Annotated in this window: 8 protein-coding genes; all 8 read left to right on the top strand. The window is 59.6% G+C overall.

What is annotated here, in order from left to right; translation table 11 throughout:
* The first annotated feature begins 6 nt into the window (after positions 1-6).
* The 8 genes from LVW35_RS15235 to LVW35_RS15200 all read left to right on the top strand — a co-directional run bounded on the left by LVW35_RS15235 (position 7) and on the right by LVW35_RS15200 (position 20,296).
* Positions 7-1,386 (top strand): MFS transporter, encoded by a 1,380-nt coding sequence (locus tag LVW35_RS15235; protein ID WP_233890915.1) that lies wholly within the window; start codon positions 7-9, stop codon positions 1,384-1,386.
* 39 nt (positions 1,387-1,425) lie between these two features.
* The gene (locus tag LVW35_RS15230; protein WP_233890914.1) at positions 1,426-2,256 is read left to right on the top strand and encodes a phytanoyl-CoA dioxygenase family protein; all 831 of its coding nucleotides are present in this window, start codon (positions 1,426-1,428) and stop codon (positions 2,254-2,256) included.
* 61 nt (positions 2,257-2,317) lie between these two features.
* Positions 2,318-2,701, top strand: coding sequence for a hypothetical protein (locus LVW35_RS15225; protein WP_233890913.1), 384 nt, complete (start codon positions 2,318-2,320; stop codon positions 2,699-2,701).
* A gap of 313 nt (positions 2,702-3,014) precedes the next feature.
* On the top strand, positions 3,015-4,736 hold the full coding sequence (locus LVW35_RS15220; RefSeq protein WP_326489585.1) for a ShlB/FhaC/HecB family hemolysin secretion/activation protein: 1,722 nt from the start codon (positions 3,015-3,017) through the stop codon (positions 4,734-4,736).
* A gap of 33 nt (positions 4,737-4,769) precedes the next feature.
* Complete coding sequence (locus LVW35_RS15215; RefSeq protein WP_233890911.1) at positions 4,770-16,487, top strand: two-partner secretion domain-containing protein; 11,718 nt, start codon at positions 4,770-4,772, stop codon at positions 16,485-16,487.
* Position 16,488: 1 nt separating this feature from the next.
* Positions 16,489-17,019, top strand: coding sequence for a contact-dependent growth inhibition system immunity protein (locus LVW35_RS15210; protein ID WP_233890910.1), 531 nt, complete (start codon positions 16,489-16,491; stop codon positions 17,017-17,019).
* Positions 17,020-17,278: 259 nt separating this feature from the next.
* Positions 17,279-17,887: a hypothetical protein gene (locus LVW35_RS15205; RefSeq protein WP_233890909.1), complete on the top strand. Its 609-nt coding sequence runs from the start codon at positions 17,279-17,281 to the stop codon at positions 17,885-17,887.
* 687 nt (positions 17,888-18,574) lie between these two features.
* The gene (locus tag LVW35_RS15200) at positions 18,575-20,296 is read left to right on the top strand and encodes a ShlB/FhaC/HecB family hemolysin secretion/activation protein (RefSeq protein WP_326489584.1); all 1,722 of its coding nucleotides are present in this window, start codon (positions 18,575-18,577) and stop codon (positions 20,294-20,296) included.
* Positions 20,297-20,300: the final 4 nt, after the last annotated feature.

The following is a 20,300-nucleotide window of genomic DNA, read 5'->3' as shown; positions in this document are numbered from 1 at the left end:
TTGATAATGGATACTTCCAGCAAAAAGAAATTAACGCTGTTCGCCACCTGCCTGGGGTTTGTGGTGGTGCTGCTTGATGTGAGCGTGGTCAACGTAGCGCTTGAAAGTTTCAAGTCCGAGTTCGCCACCGACGTGCTGCAACTGCAATGGATCGTCAATGCTTACACGCTGTTGTTTGCCTCGTTCCTGCTCACCGGCGGCGCGCTGGGTGACCGGTTCGGACACAAGAAGGTGTTTTTGTGGGGGTATGTGGTCTTTACCCTGGCCTCGCTGGGCTGTGGGCTGGCCCAGACGTTGCCGTCGCTGATTGGCTTTCGAGCGCTGCAAGGCATCGGCGCTGCACTGCTGGTGCCGACGTCCTTGGCCCTGGTGCGTATCACCTTTGAAGTGCCCGCCGAACGCAGCAAGGCAATTGCCTTGTGGGCGGGCGTGGCGGGCATCGCGCTGGCGGCCGGCCCGGTGGTGGGCGGGTTACTGATCGGTGTGTTCGGATGGCGCAGCATCTTTTTCATCAACTTGCCCATTGGCCTGATCGGCATCGTGTTGTGCTTGATCAATGCGCCACGCATTCCGGCCAATCACAAAGGCGGTTTTGACCTGTGGGGGCAGTTGCTGGCGTTGTTTACCCTGGCCAACCTGACCTACACCGTCATTGAACTGGGTCGCCAGAAGGGCCTGGACCCGCGCGTTCTGGTGCATGCACTGTGCTTCCTTGGAGGCCTGCTCGGATTTTTGTGGGTCGAGTCACGCACCGCACGGCCGATGGTGCCGCTCGCGGTCTTCAACAATGCGGCCTTCAGCCTGGCCTCGATATTGGGGGTGATCGTGAACTTTGTGTTCTACGGACTGATTTTCGTGTTCAGCATCTTTTTGCAGCAGGTCAATCACTACTCGGTGATCAATACCGGGCTGGCCTTCATTCCCATGACTGGTGTGCTGTTCTTCGGCAATCAGCTGGCGGCCCGCTGGTTGCCCAAGCTGGGGGAGCGACGCCTGCTGTCGTTGGGGCTGGCCATCGCGCTACTCGGCGTGGCTGCACTCACGCCATTCGTGGGTGGGGCGCCTTACGCCCACATTGCCGTGCAGATGTTTGTCATCGGTTTTGGAATCTCACTGACGGTGCCCACCTTGACCGCTACCGCCGTCAACCACGTCAGCAGTGACAAGTCCGGCGTGGCATCGGCCATCGTCAATGCCTCGCGCCAGGTGGGCGGCCTGGTTGGCGTGGCGATCTTCAGCCTATTGATCAACGTTGCCGATGCCGCCCAATTCGGCCACGGGTTCACCCAAGTTATCGTCTTGTCCTCGCTGCTGTTGGCCGCGGGCTGGGCGTTGACGCTCGTGTTGCTGCGCAAGCAACCCATGGCCGCGCAATCGGCCGCCTGAAGCAGTGCTCAATAAACCTGGAAACATTGGAGATTGAACATGCAAGCAGTCATGAAGACCGAGGCAAACGACAGCTACGCGCCGCACTCACTGGATGCCCAGCAAATCCTGGATTATCGGGCCAACGGCTGGATGAAGCTGGAAAATGTGATCAACGCTCAAACCGTGCAGATGCTGCTCAACGAGGCCAAGACCCGGATGGGTGAGGTGGCGCGCACCGTCGATCGCAACGATCCCGGCAAGCAGATCGAAAATGCCTACCGCTGGTATGCGCGCTGGGATGAAGTCTCCGCCACCTGCCCGCAGATCAAGGCACTCAGCCACTCGCCGCAACTGGCCAGTATTGCTTCTCAACTGGCGGGCGAGCAGGTGCGGTTCTATTCGGACCATGTGTTCGCCAAGAACCCCGAGTCCGAAGCCGGCGGTGACACGCCTTGGCACCAGGACTTTCCACACCACCCGCTGGACCGGCAAGGGGCGCTGAATATCTGGATCGCGCTGGTCGATCTCACGCCGGAGATGGGCACCATGCAGTTTCTCAGCCGCAGCCACCGAGCGGGCATGCTGGGGCGCTACTTCAATCGCCGCGATAACGTAACGCTGCTCGACGAACATCCTTGGGTGCTGGATGAGTTCGAAATGTCACCACCTATTTCACTCAAGGCCGGCGATGCCACCGTGCATGACATGAACGTGATTCACGCGGCTCCCGCTAACAGCTCCACTACACCACGATGGGTGTATTCAACCCTGTGGTTGCCAGTTTCGGCGCGCTACACCGGGGCTTCCAACCACCGCACTGATCCCCTCAGGTTAACGCTGGATATGCCGATGGAGCACCCGAAGTTCCCGATTATCCCCACGCACTGACAGTCACCTTACCCGACCGGCACCTGCCGGTCGGTGTTTGTTTACGCCCGAGGAGTTGAACATGCCACATGTATACCTTGAGTACACCGCAGGGGTAGGGAGTGACGTTGATTTCAAGGAGGCTTGCCGGCGCCTTCATCATGCCCTGGTTGAGGTTTCCGGACTAAGGCTGGACTTGGTCAAGACGCGGCTCATTCGATACGACAACTACTTCGTAGGTGATTGTGATGAGCCTCAGGAATTCATCCACTTGAACGTCTCGACTGTTTCCGGCAAGGCAGGGGGTGATGAAAAACGCCAAGCTATCAGCAGCTCACTGCTGGACGTACTCGCCGACATATTCGAACGGGTGTTGCAGCAGCAGAAGGTGGATCTTTCCGTGCAGATCACTGAAGTTCCAGCAAGTGGCTACGTGCGTAAGCGATCGATGACCTTAGAACCATGAGGGTTGCCTGTGGGGGGATCGATGGGGCGATCCTTTTCAAGGAGCCGAAATTTGCCCCAATTAGCCCCCCCATGAGTCGTGGAAACTATTAGGTTCAGCTAGACGGCAGTGGATTGAAATTATCCATAACTACTTGTTATAAAAAGTTTTATGGGATTTACGGGCGCGCTATTACAAGCTCTCTGGGTCGCCGAAAAACATTATCAGCACTTCCACGCTGAAACAAATTCGTACATTTAATTGACGCCAGTAAAACGCCACCCTAAGATCGCCGAAAAAATAGTGGCACAAGGCCATTTAGAGGGATCTAGAAATGTGGTGTTCGGTACGCCGGACCGGGCTCAGCCTGCTGTCCGCTTTTTTTTGCCTGTGCGCAGCTGGGATGGCTCAAGGCGCAACCCCGCAGAACACGCCAGGTGTCACCGACCTGATCCGCGATCGCCAAGATCGACTCCTCGAAGAGCAACAGCGCCGCCTTGAAGAGCTCAAGGACCTGCCCGGCAAAACCGCGGCCTCCGCCAAACCGACAGTCCCGGCAGACACACGTTGCTTCCTGATCAAAACCATCGAACTCACCGGCGCTGACGCTCTCTCCGAAGGCGAGCGCGACAGCTTGCTCAAGCCCTACATTGGCCAGTGCCTGGGCGTACCTCAGCTCAATGATCTGCTCAAAGTCATCACCGACCACTACCTCGCCAAGGGCCTGGTCACCAGTCGCGCCTACCTGCCGCAACAGAACCTCGCCAGTGGCAACCTCAAGGTGCAAGTGGTGGAAGGCCGTCTGGAGGGCATGAAGGGCGCGGAGGGCAGCGGCATCACCGATCGCCAACTCACCATGAGCTTCCCAGGCAAAACGGGCGACCTGCTTAACCTGCGCGAAATCGAGCAAATGGTGGATCAACTGAACCGTCTGCCCTCGAACCAGGCCCAGATGGAGTTGGCTCCCGGCAAAGAAGTGGGCGGCAGCGAAGTGCTGGTCAAAAATACCCCGCAGAAACCCTGGCGCGTCGGCCTGTCGCGCCACAACGGCGGCCAGCGCGCCACTGGCGAGCAGCAGTGGGGCGCCAGCCTGGATTGGGATAATCCACTCGGTCTGGCCGATCAATTGTCGCTGCGTGGCGGCCACGATGCGGTCAGTGACCACCACAAAACCTCGCGCAACTCGATGCTCAACTACAGCCTGCCGTTTGGTTGGTGGAACCTCAATTACAGCTACAGCGAAACCGAATACCGCTCACTGGCCCAAGCCAGCGGCTTCAACTTCAAGCAATCGGGCGACAGCCAGAACCATCAGTTACGCCTGGAACGGGTTATTCACCGTGACGCCCTGAGCAAAACTTCTTTGAGCACGGGCGTGGCGTATCTACGCACCAATAACTTCGTCGAAGACAGCAAGCTCGCCCTCAGCAGCAACCGCCTCAGCGAAGCGCAGTTCGGCATCAACCACGGCCGGCGGATTGGTGGGTCATTCCTCAACATCGATCTGGGTATGCAAGACGGCATCGGCGCATTCGACGCCCAGGCCAATCACAACCCTCGGCCGGGACAGGCGGACGCACGCTATCGAAAATACACTGCCACGCTGAGTTACCTGTACCCGTTCAAGCTGTGGGGCGAGTCGTTCAGTTTCAGCAGCCTGATGACCGGCCAGCGCAGTGAAGACGTGCTGTTCAGCCCACAACGCATGAGCCTGGGCGGGCAGTCTTCGATTCGCGGCTACAAGGACCAGAGCCTGGCCGGTGATAGCGGCGGCTATTGGCGTAACGACCTGCGCTGGAGCCGCCCGGTGACCTGGGCCTGGGTGCGGCCGGTGTTCAGCGAGTACGGCACCAGCCTTGGCTACGACCAAGGCGTGATCAGCCATGGCCGCTACAACGCCGAGCAGCACGGGCGCATGACCAGCAATTCCGTGGAGTTGTTTGCTCGCGGCCAAAACGTCGCCGCCACGGTGACCTTTGCCCACTCTCTGGAACGACCGGGGCCGATCACTGAACGTGAAGCACCGATTTATTTCCGTATGGATTTCTTCCTTTAAATCTTTATCGCCCCTTGGGCATCGAGACATCACATGGACGTTCGCCAGTTCGCATTCCTTGCGCGCCAACCTTCTGCGGCCCTGAAAAACCGTTCCAACTTCTTGGGGTTGCCCAAGCGAGGCTTGGCGTTGGTGCTGGCCAACGCGATGTTCTGGCAGCCGTTGCTGGCCCAGGCGGACGGTATTGTGGTCAGCGCGCCAGGGACGACGCTCGGTCAGGCAGGCAATGGCGTGCCCATCGTCAATATCGCTGCTCCCAATGGCAGCGGGCTGTCGCACAACCAGTTCAAGGACTACAACGTCGGCGCTAATGGGGTCATCCTCAACAACGCCACCGGCCGCACCCAGTCGACCCAGTTGGGCGGGATCATCCTCGGCAATCAGAACCTCAACGGTACAGCAGCCAGCGTGATCCTCAACGAGGTTAACGGCGGCAGCCCCAGCCAGTTGCGCGGTTTCACCGAAGTGGCGGGGCAGTCGGCGCATGTGATCGTGGCCAACCCGTATGGGATCACCTGTAACGGCTGCGGGTTTATCAACACCCCGCAAGCCACCTTGACCACCGGTAAAGCGGTAATAGAAAACGGCCAGATCAACCGTTACCAAGTCGACGGAGGCAGTGTTGCCATCGAAGGCGCAGGCCTTAACGCCAACAACATCGATCAATTTGAAATCATCACCCGTTCAGCCAAGCTCAATGCCGAGATTCAGGCCAAGAACCTGACGATCATTGCGGGTGCCAATGACGTCGATGCCAAGACCCTTAACGCCACCGCCCGCGCCGCCGATCCTGGGACCCAGCCGCAATTGGCCATCGACTCCTCGGCACTCGGCGGGATGTATGCCGGGGCGATCAAACTGGTCAGCAGTGAAGCCGGTGTCGGGGTAAAGCTCGACGGCAAGATGGCTGCCAGCGCAGGGGATATCCAGATCGCCGCCAATGGCGACCTGACCATCGCGCAAGTCGCCGCCGACGGCGCGGTCAACCTCAAGGTCGCCAATCTGGACGCCAAGGGGCCGGTCTACGCCGGTACCACACTGGACATGAAAACCCGAGGCGACCTGACCAGTCAGAACAACCTTGTCGCCAAGGACCGCATCACCCTCACCAGCGGTGGCCGGTTGACCAACAACGGCATCATCGAAGGCGGGGTCAATCTCGATAACACCCGCAACACTGACGCCGATATCCGCATCAGCGCGCAGAGCCTCAACAACCTCGGCAAGAGCATCATTGCCAGCCGTGACCTCGACATCACCACCACCCAGACCCTGAACAACCAGGGTGGCACCCTCAGCGGGCAGCGGCAGACCACCGTTACCGCCGGTACCCTCGACAACCAGAACAAGGGCCGGGTGCTCAGCGCTGAACGTCTGACCCTGACCGCCGATAAGGCCGTGAACGGCCAGGACGGTCTGATTTCCAGCAACGGCGACCTGGTGGTCAACGTCGGCGCGCTAGGTAATCGCGGCGGGGAAATTTCCAGCCTGGCCGATGTCACCCTGAATGTCGCCAGCCTCGACAACACCTCGGGCCTGATCGCGGCTGACAAGGGGCTCAGTCTCGCTGCCAGCGGCGCGATCAATAATCGTGACGGCAGCTTGTCGAGTTCAACCCTGGCGACCTTGAAGGCTGTCAACCTGGACAATACCCGGGGGCAGATCACCGGCGATCTGGGCTTGAGCATCGACCTCAGCGGTGCCTTGGATAACCACAGTGGGACCCTGGGTTCTGGCAAGGCTTTGGCCCTGGCCGCCGCCAGCCTCGACAACCGCGGGGCGGGTACGGTGCTTGCAGCGGACGGCAACCTGAGCGCCACCATCAGCGGCGCATTCGATAACCGCGAACAGGGCAAGCTGCGCGCCACGGGCACCATCGACCTGGTCACCGGCAGCCTGGACAACCGCGGCGGCAGCCTGGCGGGCAAGGACCACCTGACCTTGCGGGGCGATTCGGCGGACAATCGTGGCGGCCTGATTCAGGCTGACAAGGACCTCAAGCTGCTGGTCGATCAACTGGACAACCGCGACAAGGGCAACCTTGTTGCCAAGGCGGCCATCGGCTTTGAAGGTACCCGGCTGGACAACAGCGGCGGTTTGCTCAGCGCGGTCGGCCCGGTCAGTCTCACGGCCAAGGAGGTTGCCAACACCCAGGGCCGCATTGCCAGCCAGGGCGACCTGGAGGCCAACATCGACAGCCTGAGCCAGCAGGGCGGGGCGCTGGTGGCCCAGAGTTCTCTGCTGTTGACCGGCAAGAGCCTCGACAACCGTAATGGCGGTACGGTCGCCAGCACCCAGGGCCTGACCGTCAATGTCGCACAGATCGACAACCGCCGCGGCGAGCTGTCCAGCACCCGCAGCAGTGTCACTGTCAGCGGCCAGCGCCTGGACAACAGCGATGGCGGCAAGCTGCTGACCGAGACCGACCTCGGCCTTGTCGTAGCGCAAGTGATCAACCAGAACCAGGGCCGCCTGTTCGCCAAGGGCAGCGCCAGCCTCAGCGGCACAAGCCTGGATAACAGCGGCGGGAATATCTCCGCACTCCAGGGCCTGAATATCCGCCTTGATGGCGCGCTGCTCAACAACACCGGTGTGCTCAGCAGCGAAGGTACCCTGGGCCTCACGGCGGGCAGCCTGGACAACACGGCCGGCAGGCTCGGCAGTGCCGCTGACCTGTCGATCAACAGCCTAGGTGCGGTGCTCAACCAGGGCGGTTCGATCCTCACGGACCAGGGCCTGGTGCTTGCCAGCAGTAGCCTGGACAACAGCCAGAAAGGCCTGATCAGCGGCCGGGGTGCAGCCCGCGTCACCACAGGCACCCTGGATAACAGCCAGGGCGGCCGCCTGACCAGCGGCGACCGCTTGGACCTGACCGCAACCCAGGTCAGCAATGGCGCTTCTGGCCGTATTGCCAGTACCAAGGACCTGACCGCCAGCGTCACCGGCCTCGACCAGCAGGGCGGCGAACTGTTCAGCAAGACGCAATTGAGCCTGGACCTGCACAACGGCCGCCTGGACAACAGCGGCGGCCTGATCAACGGCCCGCTGCTGGTGCTGAAAAACCTCGACGTGGTCGTCAACCAGGGCGGTGAAATCTCCAGCGCCCAAGCCTTCGTCCTGGCCGCGAAAAGCCTCGACAACAACAACGGCAAGCTGCTGAGCAACCAGGGCCTGACCCTGCGCGTCGATCAGGCGCTGAGCAACATCAAGGGCCTGGTGGCCGCGGCTTCTCTCGACAGTCGTAGCGCCAGCCTGGACAACAGTCAGGGCCTGATCAGCAGCCGCGGTGCGGTCGACCTGGGTGTGAACGGGGCGTTTACCAACCAGGGCGGTACCCTGATGGGCGACGGCGCGATTCTGTTGGCGGCCAACAGCCTGGATAACAGCAACGGTGCTGTCTCCGGCAAGGCCGATGTCACAGCGAATATTGCTGCCCTGAACAACAGCAACGGCAAGCTGATCGCCAGCGGCGCGCTAGCCCTGAGCGGCGCCTCCGTGGATAACCGCCTGAACGGCCTGATAGGGGCGACAAAAGCGCTGACACTCAATGTCGACGCTGTCGACAACCGCGGCGGTGAGCTCTCCAGCAGCGCCGATATCCGCCTGACCGGTAAGCGCCTGAACAACAGCGACAGCGGCAAGCTCCTCGCCGATACCACGCTGACACTCGAAATGGCCCAGGTGCTCAACCGCAACCTGGGGCTGCTCAAGGGCAAGACCGGCGTCACCGTGGACGGCCAGACCCTTGACAATATTGGCGGTCAACTGATCAGCGGCCAAGACATGCGAGCCACCCTTGGCGGTGATCTCGACAACAGCGGTGGCCTGATCAGCAGCGAAGGCCAGCTGGATATCACCAGCGCCGCGCTGACCAACAACGCCGGCAGCCTCTCAAGTGCCGGGGCTCTCAAGGTCAAGGCCAGCGGTGCATTGGGCAACCAGGGCGGACGCCTGGTCAGTGACAGCAGCATCAACCTGAGGAGTGCCAGTCTCGACAACGCCCAGCAGGGCGTCATCAGCGGCAAAGGCGCAGTGACTGTCACCACCGGCGCTTACGACAATCGCACCGGCAGCCTGAGCACCAGCGACAGCCTCACCTTGACGGCAGGGCAGGTCAGCAACCAGAGCGGTCGCATTGGCAGCGACAAGGCCTTGGTCGCCAGTATCACTGGCCTCGACCAGCAGGACGGCAAACTCTTCAGCAACACGGCACTGGCCCTGAACCTGAATAACGGCCAACTGAACAACCAGAACGGCCTGATCAACGCGCCGTCATTGCTGCTCAACCACCTCAAGGGCGTGAACAACCAAGGCGGTGAGGTCTCCAGTGCCCAGGCCTTCGTACTGGCCGCCGACAGCCTGGATAACAGCAACGGCAGACTGCTGAGCAACCAGGCCGTGACCCTGCGGATCAACCAGGCGCTGGCCAACCTCAAGGGCCAGATCGCCGCCGCTACGCTCGATATTCGCGCCGCCAGCCTCGACAACAGCGGCGGTACCGTGACCAGCCGTGGCGACCTCGACCTGACCACCAGCGGTCAACTGAGCAACCGCAACCAGGGCCTGATCAACGCCGCCCAAACCCTGAAAGTCAGCAGCGTCGACCTCGACAACCAAGGCGGTACCCTGCTGGGGGCCGGCGCCGTGACCCTCAACGCCATGGCCCTGAACAACACCGGCAAGGGCCTGATCAACAGCCAGGCCGGTCTTACGATCAACGCCAGCAGCCTGGATTCTGGAAATGGCGGCGAAGTCTCGGCCAAGGGCGATATCGACCTGACCCTCGGCGCCCTCGCCCAGTACGGTGGCCGTTTGCTCGGCGACCAGGCCATCCGCCTCGATCTGGCGGGCGGTGATCTCGACAACCGCAACGGCCTGCTTAACGCCAAGGGCCCCCTGACCATCAATCGTCTGCGTGACCTGAACAACCAGGGCGGCGAGCTCTCCAGCAGCCAGAGCTTCAACCTCACCGGACGGACGCTGGACAATAGCGGCGGCAAGCTGATAAGCAGCAACCAGTTGGGCATGACCGGCAACAGCCTGATCAACCAGGGCGGCCTGGTTTCCGGCTGGCAGGGGCTGACCGTCAGCGGCGCGAGCCTGGACAACCGCAACAGCGGCACCCTGTCCAGTCGCAGCGGCAACCTTGATGTCAACGTGAGCGGCGCATTGCTCAACAGCAACGCCGGTGCGCTGGTCAGCCAGCAAGCCCTGACCGTCAACGCGGCCAGCCTCGACAACAGCGCGGGTATTCTTTCCAGTGGCGCGGCCCAGCGCCTGACGGTCAGCGGTCTATTGAACAACGTCCAGGGCGGCTCCATCGACAGCGGTGCGGCCCTGACCCTGCAAGCCATGGCTCTGAACAATAGCGGCACCGTCACCGCGCAGCAGAGTATCGGTTTCACCGGCACCACCCTGGATAACAGCAACGGCACCCTGGCCGGCAAGGGCGCGGTCAGCCTCGATCTGCTCGGAGCGCTGACCAACACCAACGGCAAGCTCGCCAGCGCCGGGCCACTGGTGATCAGCCGCAGCAGCCAGATCGGCAACCAGGGCGGTCAACTGGTCAGCCAGGGCTTGCTGAGCCTGCTCACCGGCAGTCTGGACAACCGCAATCGCGGTACCGTTGCGGCCAATGACAACCTCGTCATCAGCAGCACTGGCGCCATACAGAACAACAGCGACGGCCTGATCTACAGCCAGAACGGCGACGTCCGCGTCGACGCCACGAGCCTCGCCAACGCCAAGGGCTCCCTGCAAGGGCAGGGTGCGCTGAACCTGACGGTCAGCGGCGATATCGACAACCAGAGCGGCAGGCTGATTGCCCAGAATAGCGACCTGACCGTCAGTGCGGCCAACCTCGATAACCGTGGCGGCACCCTGGCCAGCGTCAAGGGCGCCGTCGACGTCCGTATCGTCGGCGTGCTGAAGAACGGCTATGACCTGAGCAACAATCGCCAGGGCGGCATCATCCAGGCCCAGCGCCTCAGCCTCAGCGCCCTAGGCGGGATCGACAACTATGGTGGGCGAATTGCAGCGCAAAGCGGCGATGCCCTGATCACCACCGCCGACTTCGACAACCGCAACGGCGGCCTGTACGCCAAGGGCCTGGTTCAGGTCAGCGGCAACAACTTCGACAACAGCGGCGATAAAGACGGGCAGATCGCCGGCCAGCGCATCGACCTCAGCCTCAACGGCGCGCTGAACAACCGCCTGGGCGTGATTGAAAGCGACAGCAGTTTGAGCGCGCGGGCGGCCAGCCTCGATAACCAGACCGGCCAGATCCGTGCACTGGGCACCAGCGGCAAGACCGACTTCCAGATCGGCGGACTGTTCGATAACCGCAACGGCAAGCTGGAAACCGCCAACAGCGACCTGACCCTCAATGCCAGCGGCTTCCAGAACCTGGGCGGCAGTCTGCTGCATGTGGGCAACGGCACCTTTGATATCAGCACCGCCAATATCACCAATGCCGGCGGCAGCCTGGTAACCCGTGGCGGACTGACGCTCACGGCGGACAGCTGGACCAACAGCAGCGTGATCCAGGCCGGGCGCCTGACGGTGAACGTCAACACGCTCAACCAGACGGCGGGTGGACAACTGCTGGCCTCCGACAGCCTGTCCGGCAACGGCGGTAATTGGAACAACGATGGGCTGATCGCCAGTGACGGCACGGCCAACCTGACCCTGGCCGGCACCTATGGTGGTAACGGACGCTACAGCAGCGTCGGCACCCTGGGCCTGAGCGCGGCCCAGGTGAACCTTGGCACTGCCACGACCATTGCCAGTGGTGGGGATACCACGATCAATGCCGGTGGCCTGAGCAACGCCGGGCGCCTGACGTCCGGCGGCGCCATGACGGTTACCGCCAATGGCATCGGCAACACCGGCACGCTGGGAGCGGCCCAGGACCTGACGCTGAAGACGCCGACCCTGGTGAACGACCACGGCCTGATCTTCAGCGGCCGCAACATGAGCTTGCTGGTCAATGACTTCACCAACGACAACGGCGATGTCTACAGCATCGGCAACCTGAACATCTCGGGACTCAATGGCGGTCGCGCCAACAGCGTGACTAACCTGGCGTCCTCGATCAATGTCGACGGGGATTTCTCGCTGTCGGCGAACAGCTTCAACAACAAGACCGAAGGAGTTATCGGCAAAGAGCGGCTGGTGTCGGGCGATATCACGTTTAACGGCAGCACGTTTTATATCGCTGAAAACTACACCTCGGAGTCGACCATCAGCGGTGCACGCGCGAGCTTAGCGGTGGCCGGAAACATTGATGGCGATGTCGGCCGCTTTTCCAACACGGCTTCGACGATTTCTGCTGGCAAGAATATTCGCCTGAACGTGGACACCTTCGAGAACCTGGGGTTGGAGGCCGGCAACTTCACCCGTAACCGGGTCTATACCGGCGTGCGCAATATCTTCACTAACAAAACTTACGCGAACGAAGCGCTGGACGCCTACGCGCAACGATATTCCCAGTACGTCTACCGATACACTAAGACCGTGCATGAGCCCGACAAAGGCGGGACTCACACCGAGCTCAACGATTACGGCAAACAAAAAACCACGACCGTGAATACCAAATTCGGCCAGGGACCTGATGTGGCCGTTCCCGCCGGCATCCTGGCCGGCACCCTGAGCAGCGATAACAAAGTGTTTACCGCCGGGGGTGGCAGTGTTGCTTCGGTAGTTCAGGCCGGGCAGGCGATCCAGATCAACGCTCAGAACACCATCGACAACAGCAACCTGCACGCCAATACCCAATTCTCCGGGACGACGAAGACCGGGACCGGTACCCAGGTCGGCAGCGCGGTCAAGCCGACGGTCGTCTACCTGAATCCGCAACTTCCCCCGAACCTGGTCCAGCAGCGGGTGGACCCCGTGGCGTCCCGGGATTTTAGCCTGCCGGAAGGCCAAAACGGTCTGTTCCGCCTGAGCGGGCAGGGCGGTTCTGCGACCCAGGCAAGCCAAACCAGTGCCGGGCCACAGAGCTGGAGCATGGGCAGCGCGGTAGTCAGCAATGCCCAGCGCCAACAGGGCGCGGATGACATCCAGGCGCGCAACCTGCAGTTCAGCGATGCGGCGCGGATCGCAGCGAGCAATCTTCAACTCGAACAAAATACCCGCCAGGCCACGGGCGGCGGTGTTTCTGGCAGCGTGATCAATGTCAGCGCCCCGGGCGATTCCGGCAGTGTCCAATTGCCAGGGCAGGTGGGCGTGGTTCCCTCGGTGGGCAGCCAGGTCATTAATCGCGTGCAGGGTCTGCCCGACACCTCGGGCAGGTCCAATCCGCAGAAGTACCTGATCGAAACCAACCCGGTGCTGACCGACCTCAAGCAGTTCATGAGTTCGGACTATCTATTGGCGAACCTCGGCTACAACCCTGATGAAAGCGCCAAACGCCTGGGCGACGGTTTCTATGAGCAGAAGCTGATCCAGCAGGCGGTGGTCGAGCGTACCGGTCAACGTTTTATCGACGGCCAGACCTCCGACGAAGCGCTTTACAAGTACTTGATGGACAACGCCATCAAGAGCAAGCAGCAGCTCGACCTGGCGGTGGGTGTCAGCCTGACCTCCCAGCAGGTAGCAGCGCTGACCCACGATATCGTCTGGCTCGAAGAGCATGAGGTGAATGGTGAGAAAGTCCTGGTGCCGGTGCTCTACCTGGCCCAGGCCACCAATCGCCTGGCGCCGAACGGGGCGCTGATCCAGGGCGCGGATGTCACACTGATTGCCGGCAAGGACCTGAATAACGCCGGTACGTTACGGGCGAGTAACAACCTTTCCGCCACCGCGTTTAATAACCTGGTCAACAGCGGTTTGATCGAGGCCGGTAACCGCCTGGATTTGCTGGCTGGTAACGACATTGTCAATAAGGCGGGCGGTGTTATCGCGGGGCGAGACGTCAATATGACCGCAATCGCCGGCGACGTGATCACTCAACGCACGGTGGTTGCCAATGACGTCGCTTACAAAGGGTACAGCGGGCACAACGAGTATGCCGACAGTGGTGCTCGGATAGAAGCGGCGAACGACCTGTCCATCAAGGCCGCGCGGGATTTCGTCAGCACCGGCAGCACGTTGCAAAGTGGCGGTGACACTAAGATCACCGCGGGCCGAGATGCCTTTATTGCGGCCGCTGAGCAGCACAACAGCGTGGTGGCCGGCGCCAAGAGCAGCAGCGTTACCCAGTACGGCTCGGATGTAACGGTGGGGCGCGACCTCTCTGTCCAGGCTGGGCGTGATCTGGCGGTGGTTGCCAGCCAGATAGAGGCAAACCGGAACATCGATTTTGACGCAGGCGCAAACCTTACGGTGGCTTCGGCTGCCGATGAAAGCCATTCGTATTCCAAGTCTAAGAAAGTCACAAAGCAGGAAGATCACGTCAAACAGATTTCCAGTGTCGTAAGCGCTGGGCAAGACGTTACTTTCAATGCCGGCAAAGATATGGAGTTGATCTCGAGTCGGATCAATGCCGGCAACGAGGCTTACCTGGCAGCGGCTGGAAAACTGGACGTACTGGCGGCCCAGGACACCGATTATTCGCTGTATGACAAAAAGGACAAGGGCAGATGGGGGCGCAAGCAGACCAAACGCGATGAGGTGACAACAACCACCAATATCGGCACCCAGATCACCACGGGCAGTGATCTGACACTGGTCAGCGGCGGCGATCAGCGTTACCAGGTTGCCAAGCTCAACAGTGGCAAAGATTTGATCTTGGACAGTGGTGGTTCGATCACCTTTGAGGCTGTGAAGGACCTGCATCAGGAGAGTCACGAGAAATCCAAGAACAGCATGGCCTGGACCTCAATGTCGGGGAAGGGGCACACCGACGAAACCGTGCGTCAGACTCAGATGACTGCTCAGGGCGAGTTGATGATCAACGCCGTTGACGGCTTGAAAATCGATATCAAAGAGGTCAACCAAAAGACCGTCCACCAGGTCATCGAAACCATGGTTGCGGCCGACCCGCAATTGGCATGGTTGGCGGAAGCGGAGAAACGCGGCGATGTGGACTGGCGTAGGGTCGAGGAAATCCACACCCGCTTCAAGTATTCCCATTCGGGGCTTGGCCCGGCCGCTCAGGTGGTGCTGGCGATCGCGCTAGCAGTGGTGACCGGCGGTGCTGGCCTGGGTGCCGGCATGGTTGGCGCAGGAGCCGGTACGTTTGCCGGCGGGTTTGCCGATGCCGTGCTGGCTGCGGTCATGAATAACGCTGTCAATAGCGTGATCAGTAACAAAGGCAATCTTGGCAGCACGTTAAAAGACATCACCAGCAAAGACGCAATGAAAGGCTACGTCGTCTCGGGCTTTATGGGCGGCATTGGTGGGGCAATGGGCTATGACCCGACCAGCTTGGGTTTTGACTGGAACAGCGCCGGCCAGGTGGTGCTCAAAACCGGTGCCGAAACGGTCGTGCAAACCGCATTCAACGGCGGCAGTCTGGGCGATAACTTTGCCAACAATCTGTTGGGCTCGGTGATCAATATTGCCGGCGCCGTGGCCGCCAATCAGATCGGTAACACCAACCTGGTTGACGGCAGCCCCACCAAAATTGCTACCCATGCGCTGCTGGGTGGCTTGAAGTCGATGGCCATGGGGGGCGACTTCCAGACAGGCGCCTTGGCAGGTGGTGCCAACGAAGCAATGGTGCAATACCTAGCGGGCCTGGTCCTGCCGGATAACTACAACCCCAACCTACCGGGCAATCAGCAGGCTCAAGTCAACTTGATGGCGATGTCTCAGCTGCTGGGTGTTCTGGCGGCCGTAGTGACGGGAGGCGATCCGGAAATCGCGGCCAACATCGCGGCCAATGCCACTCAGTACAACTATCTGAGCCATTCGGATCTGGAGCGGGCATCCAAGGAACTCTTGGGGTGCGGTAACGACACAAAATGTGCGGAAGATGCTTATACGAAATATCACGATCTGAGCGCTGAGCAGACGGCCCAAGCCTATGTGGCCTGCGCAAATGACAAAAACGCTTGCGCGCGTATCTCGACACTCGTCAACGAAGCTGAGGTGGCCTCGGCTAGATTCAAGGACATGGCATCCACTGCACCTCCTGCAGTTGCTCAAATGCTCAACATGCTGATTGCCGAAAATTATGGCTTTCAGAATGACTTGGCGGGCGTCACATCCGGTACAGTTGCTGAGCTTTTGGCCGCGAAGCTTGGTCTTTCTCCTGAGCGTGCAGCAGAGCTTGTCGTTGCAGTTAGATTGGGCGTTGCGGCGTTTAATGCGGCAAAAAGCGGTGGCGGTGGTGGTGGGAAAGGCGGGGGGGGTACAAAAGGTCAGGGTGATTTCGTTGACCGTTCAACTACAGGGATTGAGTGGGGTAAGGGAAATAAATCTCAGGGAATGCCTTGGGAGGATTATCTAGACACGCAACTACCCCCAGGTTCTCGCCTGCCGCCGAACTTCAAGACGTTTGATTTTTTCGACGAAATCACCGGTGTCGCGACAAGTGCCAAAACGCTTGATACGACAACGGCTGCCAAGCTGGCGAATCCACGCCAGGTCTATTCGTCACTCAAGGGCAATATTGATGCGGCGGCCAACTTTGTTGAGTCTGGTTTGAAGGGCGTGACCGTGAATGCCAGCCAGATCACTGCTCGTGAACTGCAAGTGGCAATACCCAAAGCCACGACTGGCGCTCAGTGGGAACAGATTAATAAAGCAATCGAATACGGGCGCAGCAAGGGCGTGACCGTAAAAATCACCGAGGTGCATTAAGATGAATGATGTTGTGAAAACCGCCTGGGCGGATGCGGGAATCAACAACGAGCTCGTGTATGTCAAGACGTACTCCGGCTATCGAACCAGCCGAGCTGACCCGCTAGGGATCGAATGCCATGCCAGCCCGGATATCAGTGATCAGGCACTGGGTGAAGCCGTATGGGATGCATTGGCTCATAGCCGCTTCGTGCTTGCCGAGCCGCGTAAGGATGTGTGGGTTCATCCTGAAGCTACGTTCGACCGAGACCTTTACGACCACGCTTTGACCACTCAGCGGTATGAGCAGTGGGTGGGCAGTACGTTGGAGCGCTTTGGCTACAAAACGCGGCGTGCATTATTCAAAGACATGAAAAAGTGCAGCATCGAGAGTAAGGAAGGGCAGATAACCATTCGCCCCAGTCATCATGAAAAACTGGAGGTTTGGAGCGGTAAGGGCATCAGTGAAAGCCTGTATGTCACCGTTCCATTTCAGAGCCACCCTGCTGATATTGGTGCGGCCTTGCGCTTGGCATTTACCCGGTGTACGTGATGTGACATCTATTGATGTTGCTGACGGTCAGTGGAGCATTATGGGAGTAGCAGCGTAAGACGCTGTTAGACCTCGGGCTTGGGCAGCTTTTTCAACCCATCCAAGGCATGCCACCAGATATGCGCCCATGTAGCAATCCACTGGAAGTGTATGGCGCGCTATCTGAGTTTGGTGACTCCGTATCAGACCTCTATAGTGGTATGTCCTAAATAGCGGCGACACGGTTGAGAGTAACTGCCTACTTTTCCAAGGAATATCAATGTTGAAGTCCCTGCTGCCTGTCATTGTCATTTCATTTCTAACGGGCTGTACAAACCACTCAGCTATCAATCAAGAGGCCGTCAGCTCGTCCGCTACGCCTATTGCACATTCATTCGAACAAGCCATCCAGTTGGCTAGTGCAACGCCGTTGCCGATTGATCGTGGTCTATTTCCAGAACGCTGGGAGATCGGCGCAACTGACCCACGACTCGAGGTTGGTCAGGCGCCCGGTAACTACCGGGTGTTCGACTTCAAACTGCGCAAGGGCCAAACCTACGTCATCAACGTCATTGCGATGTGCAATAACATGTGTTTCGGTTTTTCGAAAACAATACTGAAACCACGCGTAACGGTAGTCGATGCGCAGGGTAATCTCGTTGCCGACCATCTGGAGGGGCACAATCCCCTGGCAATTGAATGGTCCGGCGTTGCTCCCGCGGACGGCAGATATTTTCTGATTATCGCTGCGGATAATGATAAGCCAGGCGCGACGGTGCTGACTGTGAACGCCCCCGTACCGGGATACACCGGAATGACCGTTCCGGTAGGCATGGCGAGTGCGCCATTCGGGAAAGTTATTGCCTATTTGGAAATTCCCGGAGGTTGAAGTGACTACGTCCTTCCGTTTTCGCCCTGGACGACAGGATTCACTCACATTGTTTTGACAAATACCACGTCCATGAACCTGAATTTCTTTTCGCTGCCCTGATAGCTTCTTGCTCTGCAACCAATAAGCTCAGCGTATTGGCCTCATGCACCGTCTGGTGCATCCTGTCTTCAAATTAATTTCCCATCCGCGCCCGGAATCGAACAGGACAATAACTTGGTGAGCACTATCAATAAATCTTCCGGTCCATTTGAATCGCGTTACGAGCCATCGCCAAAAAACATTTTGACTAGGCTCTAGGACGGCAGTTATAGCCTGAGAAGATCGAATTGTGCCCCTAGTTTTGCCCCCACGGCGAACATCCTTTATTGATCAGCGATGGCTGTTCCCGGGGACACTCGGTCGTCTTGAGAATCCGGGTGCCCGGGTTGACTCCCGGAGGGATAGGGTTGCGCGGAGAATCCCGTCTCTACCGTGCCTTGCGAATTAAGTGGCTTGATGCTTGCCTCAATCGAATTTGATCCATTTATTGGATAATTGATTGATAGGAAAAGGAAAAATCTTTCACCGTCCGATATCAACATTTCAACGCTGAAACAAATTCCTACATTTAATTGACGCCATCAAAGCGCCACCCTAAGATCGCTGAAGAGGTAGTGGCACAAGGCCATTTAGAGGGATCTAAAAATGTGGCGTTCGGTACGTCGGACCAGGCTCAGCCTGCTGTCCGCTTTTTTAGGCCTGGGCACAACGGTTATGGCCCAAGCCGCGCCCCTGCAGAACACACCAGGCGTCACCGACCTGATCCGCGATCGTCAGGATCGCCTGCTCGAAGAGCAGCAACGCCGCCTCGAAGAACTCAAGGATCTGCCCGGCAAAACCGCTGCCCCCGCCAAACCGACAGCCCCGGCAGACACCCGTTGCTTTTTGATCAAAACCATCGAACTCACCGGCGCTGACGCTCTCTCCGAAGGCGAGCGCGACAGCTTGCTCAAGCCCTACATTGGCCAGTGCCTGGGCGTGCCTCAGCTCAATGATCTGCTCAAGGTCATCACCGACCGCTACCTCGCCAAAGGCCTGGTCACCAGCCGTGCCTACCTGCCGCAACAGGATCTCTCCAGCGGCAATCTTAAAATCCAGGTGGTCGAGGGCAAGCTGGAAGGGCTGAAGGGCGCCGAAGGCAGCGGCATTACCGACCGCCAACTGGCGATGAGTTTTCCGGGCAAGCCGGGTGACTTGCTCAACCTGCGTGAAATCGAGCAGATGGTCGACCAGTTGAACCGTTTGCCATCGAACCAGGCGCAGATGGAACTGGCGCCAGGCAAAGCGGTGGGCGGCAGCGATGTGTTGGTCAAAAACACCGCGCAAAAGCCTTGGCGCGTGGGGCTCTCGCGCAATAACGGCGGCCAGCGCAGCACGGGCGAGCAGCAGTGGGGCGCCAACCTCGATTGGGATAACCCGCTGGGTCTGGCTGACCAACTCTCACTGCGCAGTGGCCACGATGCGGTGAGCGACCACCAGAAAACTTCACGCAACTCGATGCTCAATTACAGCTTGCCGTTTGGCTGGTGGACCGCCTCGTACAGCTACAGCGAAAGCGAATACCGCTCGCGGGCCGAAGCCAACAACTTCAAGTTCAAGCAGACCGGTGACAGCCAGAACCACCAGTTGCGCCTGGAGCGCGTCATACACCGTGACGCCTTGAGTAAAACGTCGCTGAGCACGGGCGTGGCTTACCTGCGCACCAACAACTACATCGAAGACAGCAAGCTGGCCCTGAGCAGCAACCGCCTCAGCGAAGCCCAGTTCGGCATCAATCACGGGCGACGCATCGGCGGCTCATTTCTCAATATGGACCTGGGTATGCAGGACGGCATCGGCGCCTTCGACGCCCAGGCCAATCGCCACGCAGGCCCCGGCCAGCCGGATGCGCGCTACCGCAAATACACCGCCACGGTGAGCTACTTGTACCCGTTCCAACTGTGGGGTGAGTCGTTCAGTTTCAGCAGTTTGATGACCGGCCAGCACAGCGAAGACGTGCTGTTCAGCCCGCAGCGCATGAGCCTGGGCGGGCAGTCGTCGATTCGCGGTTACAAGGACCAGATGCTCTCCGGCGACAGCGGCGGTTACTGGCGCAACGACCTGCGCTGGAGCCGCCCGGTGACCTGGGCCTGGCTGCAGCCGGTGTTGTCCGAATACGGCACCAGCCTCGGTTACGACCGCGGCGTGATCAGCCACGACCGCTACAACGCCGAGCAGCACGGGCGCATGAGCAGTAACTCCCTGGACCTGTTTGCACGCGGCAAGAACGTCGCAGCGACAGTGACCTTTGCACACTCTTTGGAACGACCGGACGCGATCACTGAACGCGAAGCGCCGATCTATTTTCGCCTGGATTTTTTCCTTTAACCTG

Source organism: Pseudomonas sp. HN11 (genome assembly GCF_021390155.1).
Taxonomy (GTDB): domain Bacteria; phylum Pseudomonadota; class Gammaproteobacteria; order Pseudomonadales; family Pseudomonadaceae; genus Aquipseudomonas.
The sequence above is the reverse complement of the archived record's forward strand: the minus strand, read 5'-3'. Positions and strand labels throughout refer to the sequence as shown.

What these genes read in the sequence shown, in the direction of transcription:
- LVW35_RS15215 (WP_233890911.1), top strand. Translation starts at nt 4,770, where the DNA reads ATGGACGTTCGCCAGTTCGCATTCCTTGCGCGCCAACCTTCTGCGGCC.
- LVW35_RS15210 (WP_233890910.1), top strand. Translation starts at nt 16,489, where the DNA reads ATGAATGATGTTGTGAAAACCGCCTGGGCGGATGCGGGAATCAACAAC.
- LVW35_RS15200 (WP_326489584.1), top strand. Translation starts at nt 18,575, where the DNA reads ATGTGGCGTTCGGTACGTCGGACCAGGCTCAGCCTGCTGTCCGCTTTT.
- LVW35_RS15220 (WP_326489585.1), top strand. Translation starts at nt 3,015, where the DNA reads ATGTGGTGTTCGGTACGCCGGACCGGGCTCAGCCTGCTGTCCGCTTTT.
- LVW35_RS15235 (WP_233890915.1), top strand. Translation starts at nt 7, where the DNA reads ATGGATACTTCCAGCAAAAAGAAATTAACGCTGTTCGCCACCTGCCTG.
- LVW35_RS15230 (WP_233890914.1), top strand. Translation starts at nt 1,426, where the DNA reads ATGCAAGCAGTCATGAAGACCGAGGCAAACGACAGCTACGCGCCGCAC.
- LVW35_RS15205 (WP_233890909.1), top strand. Translation starts at nt 17,279, where the DNA reads ATGTTGAAGTCCCTGCTGCCTGTCATTGTCATTTCATTTCTAACGGGC.
- LVW35_RS15225 (WP_233890913.1), top strand. Translation starts at nt 2,318, where the DNA reads ATGCCACATGTATACCTTGAGTACACCGCAGGGGTAGGGAGTGACGTT.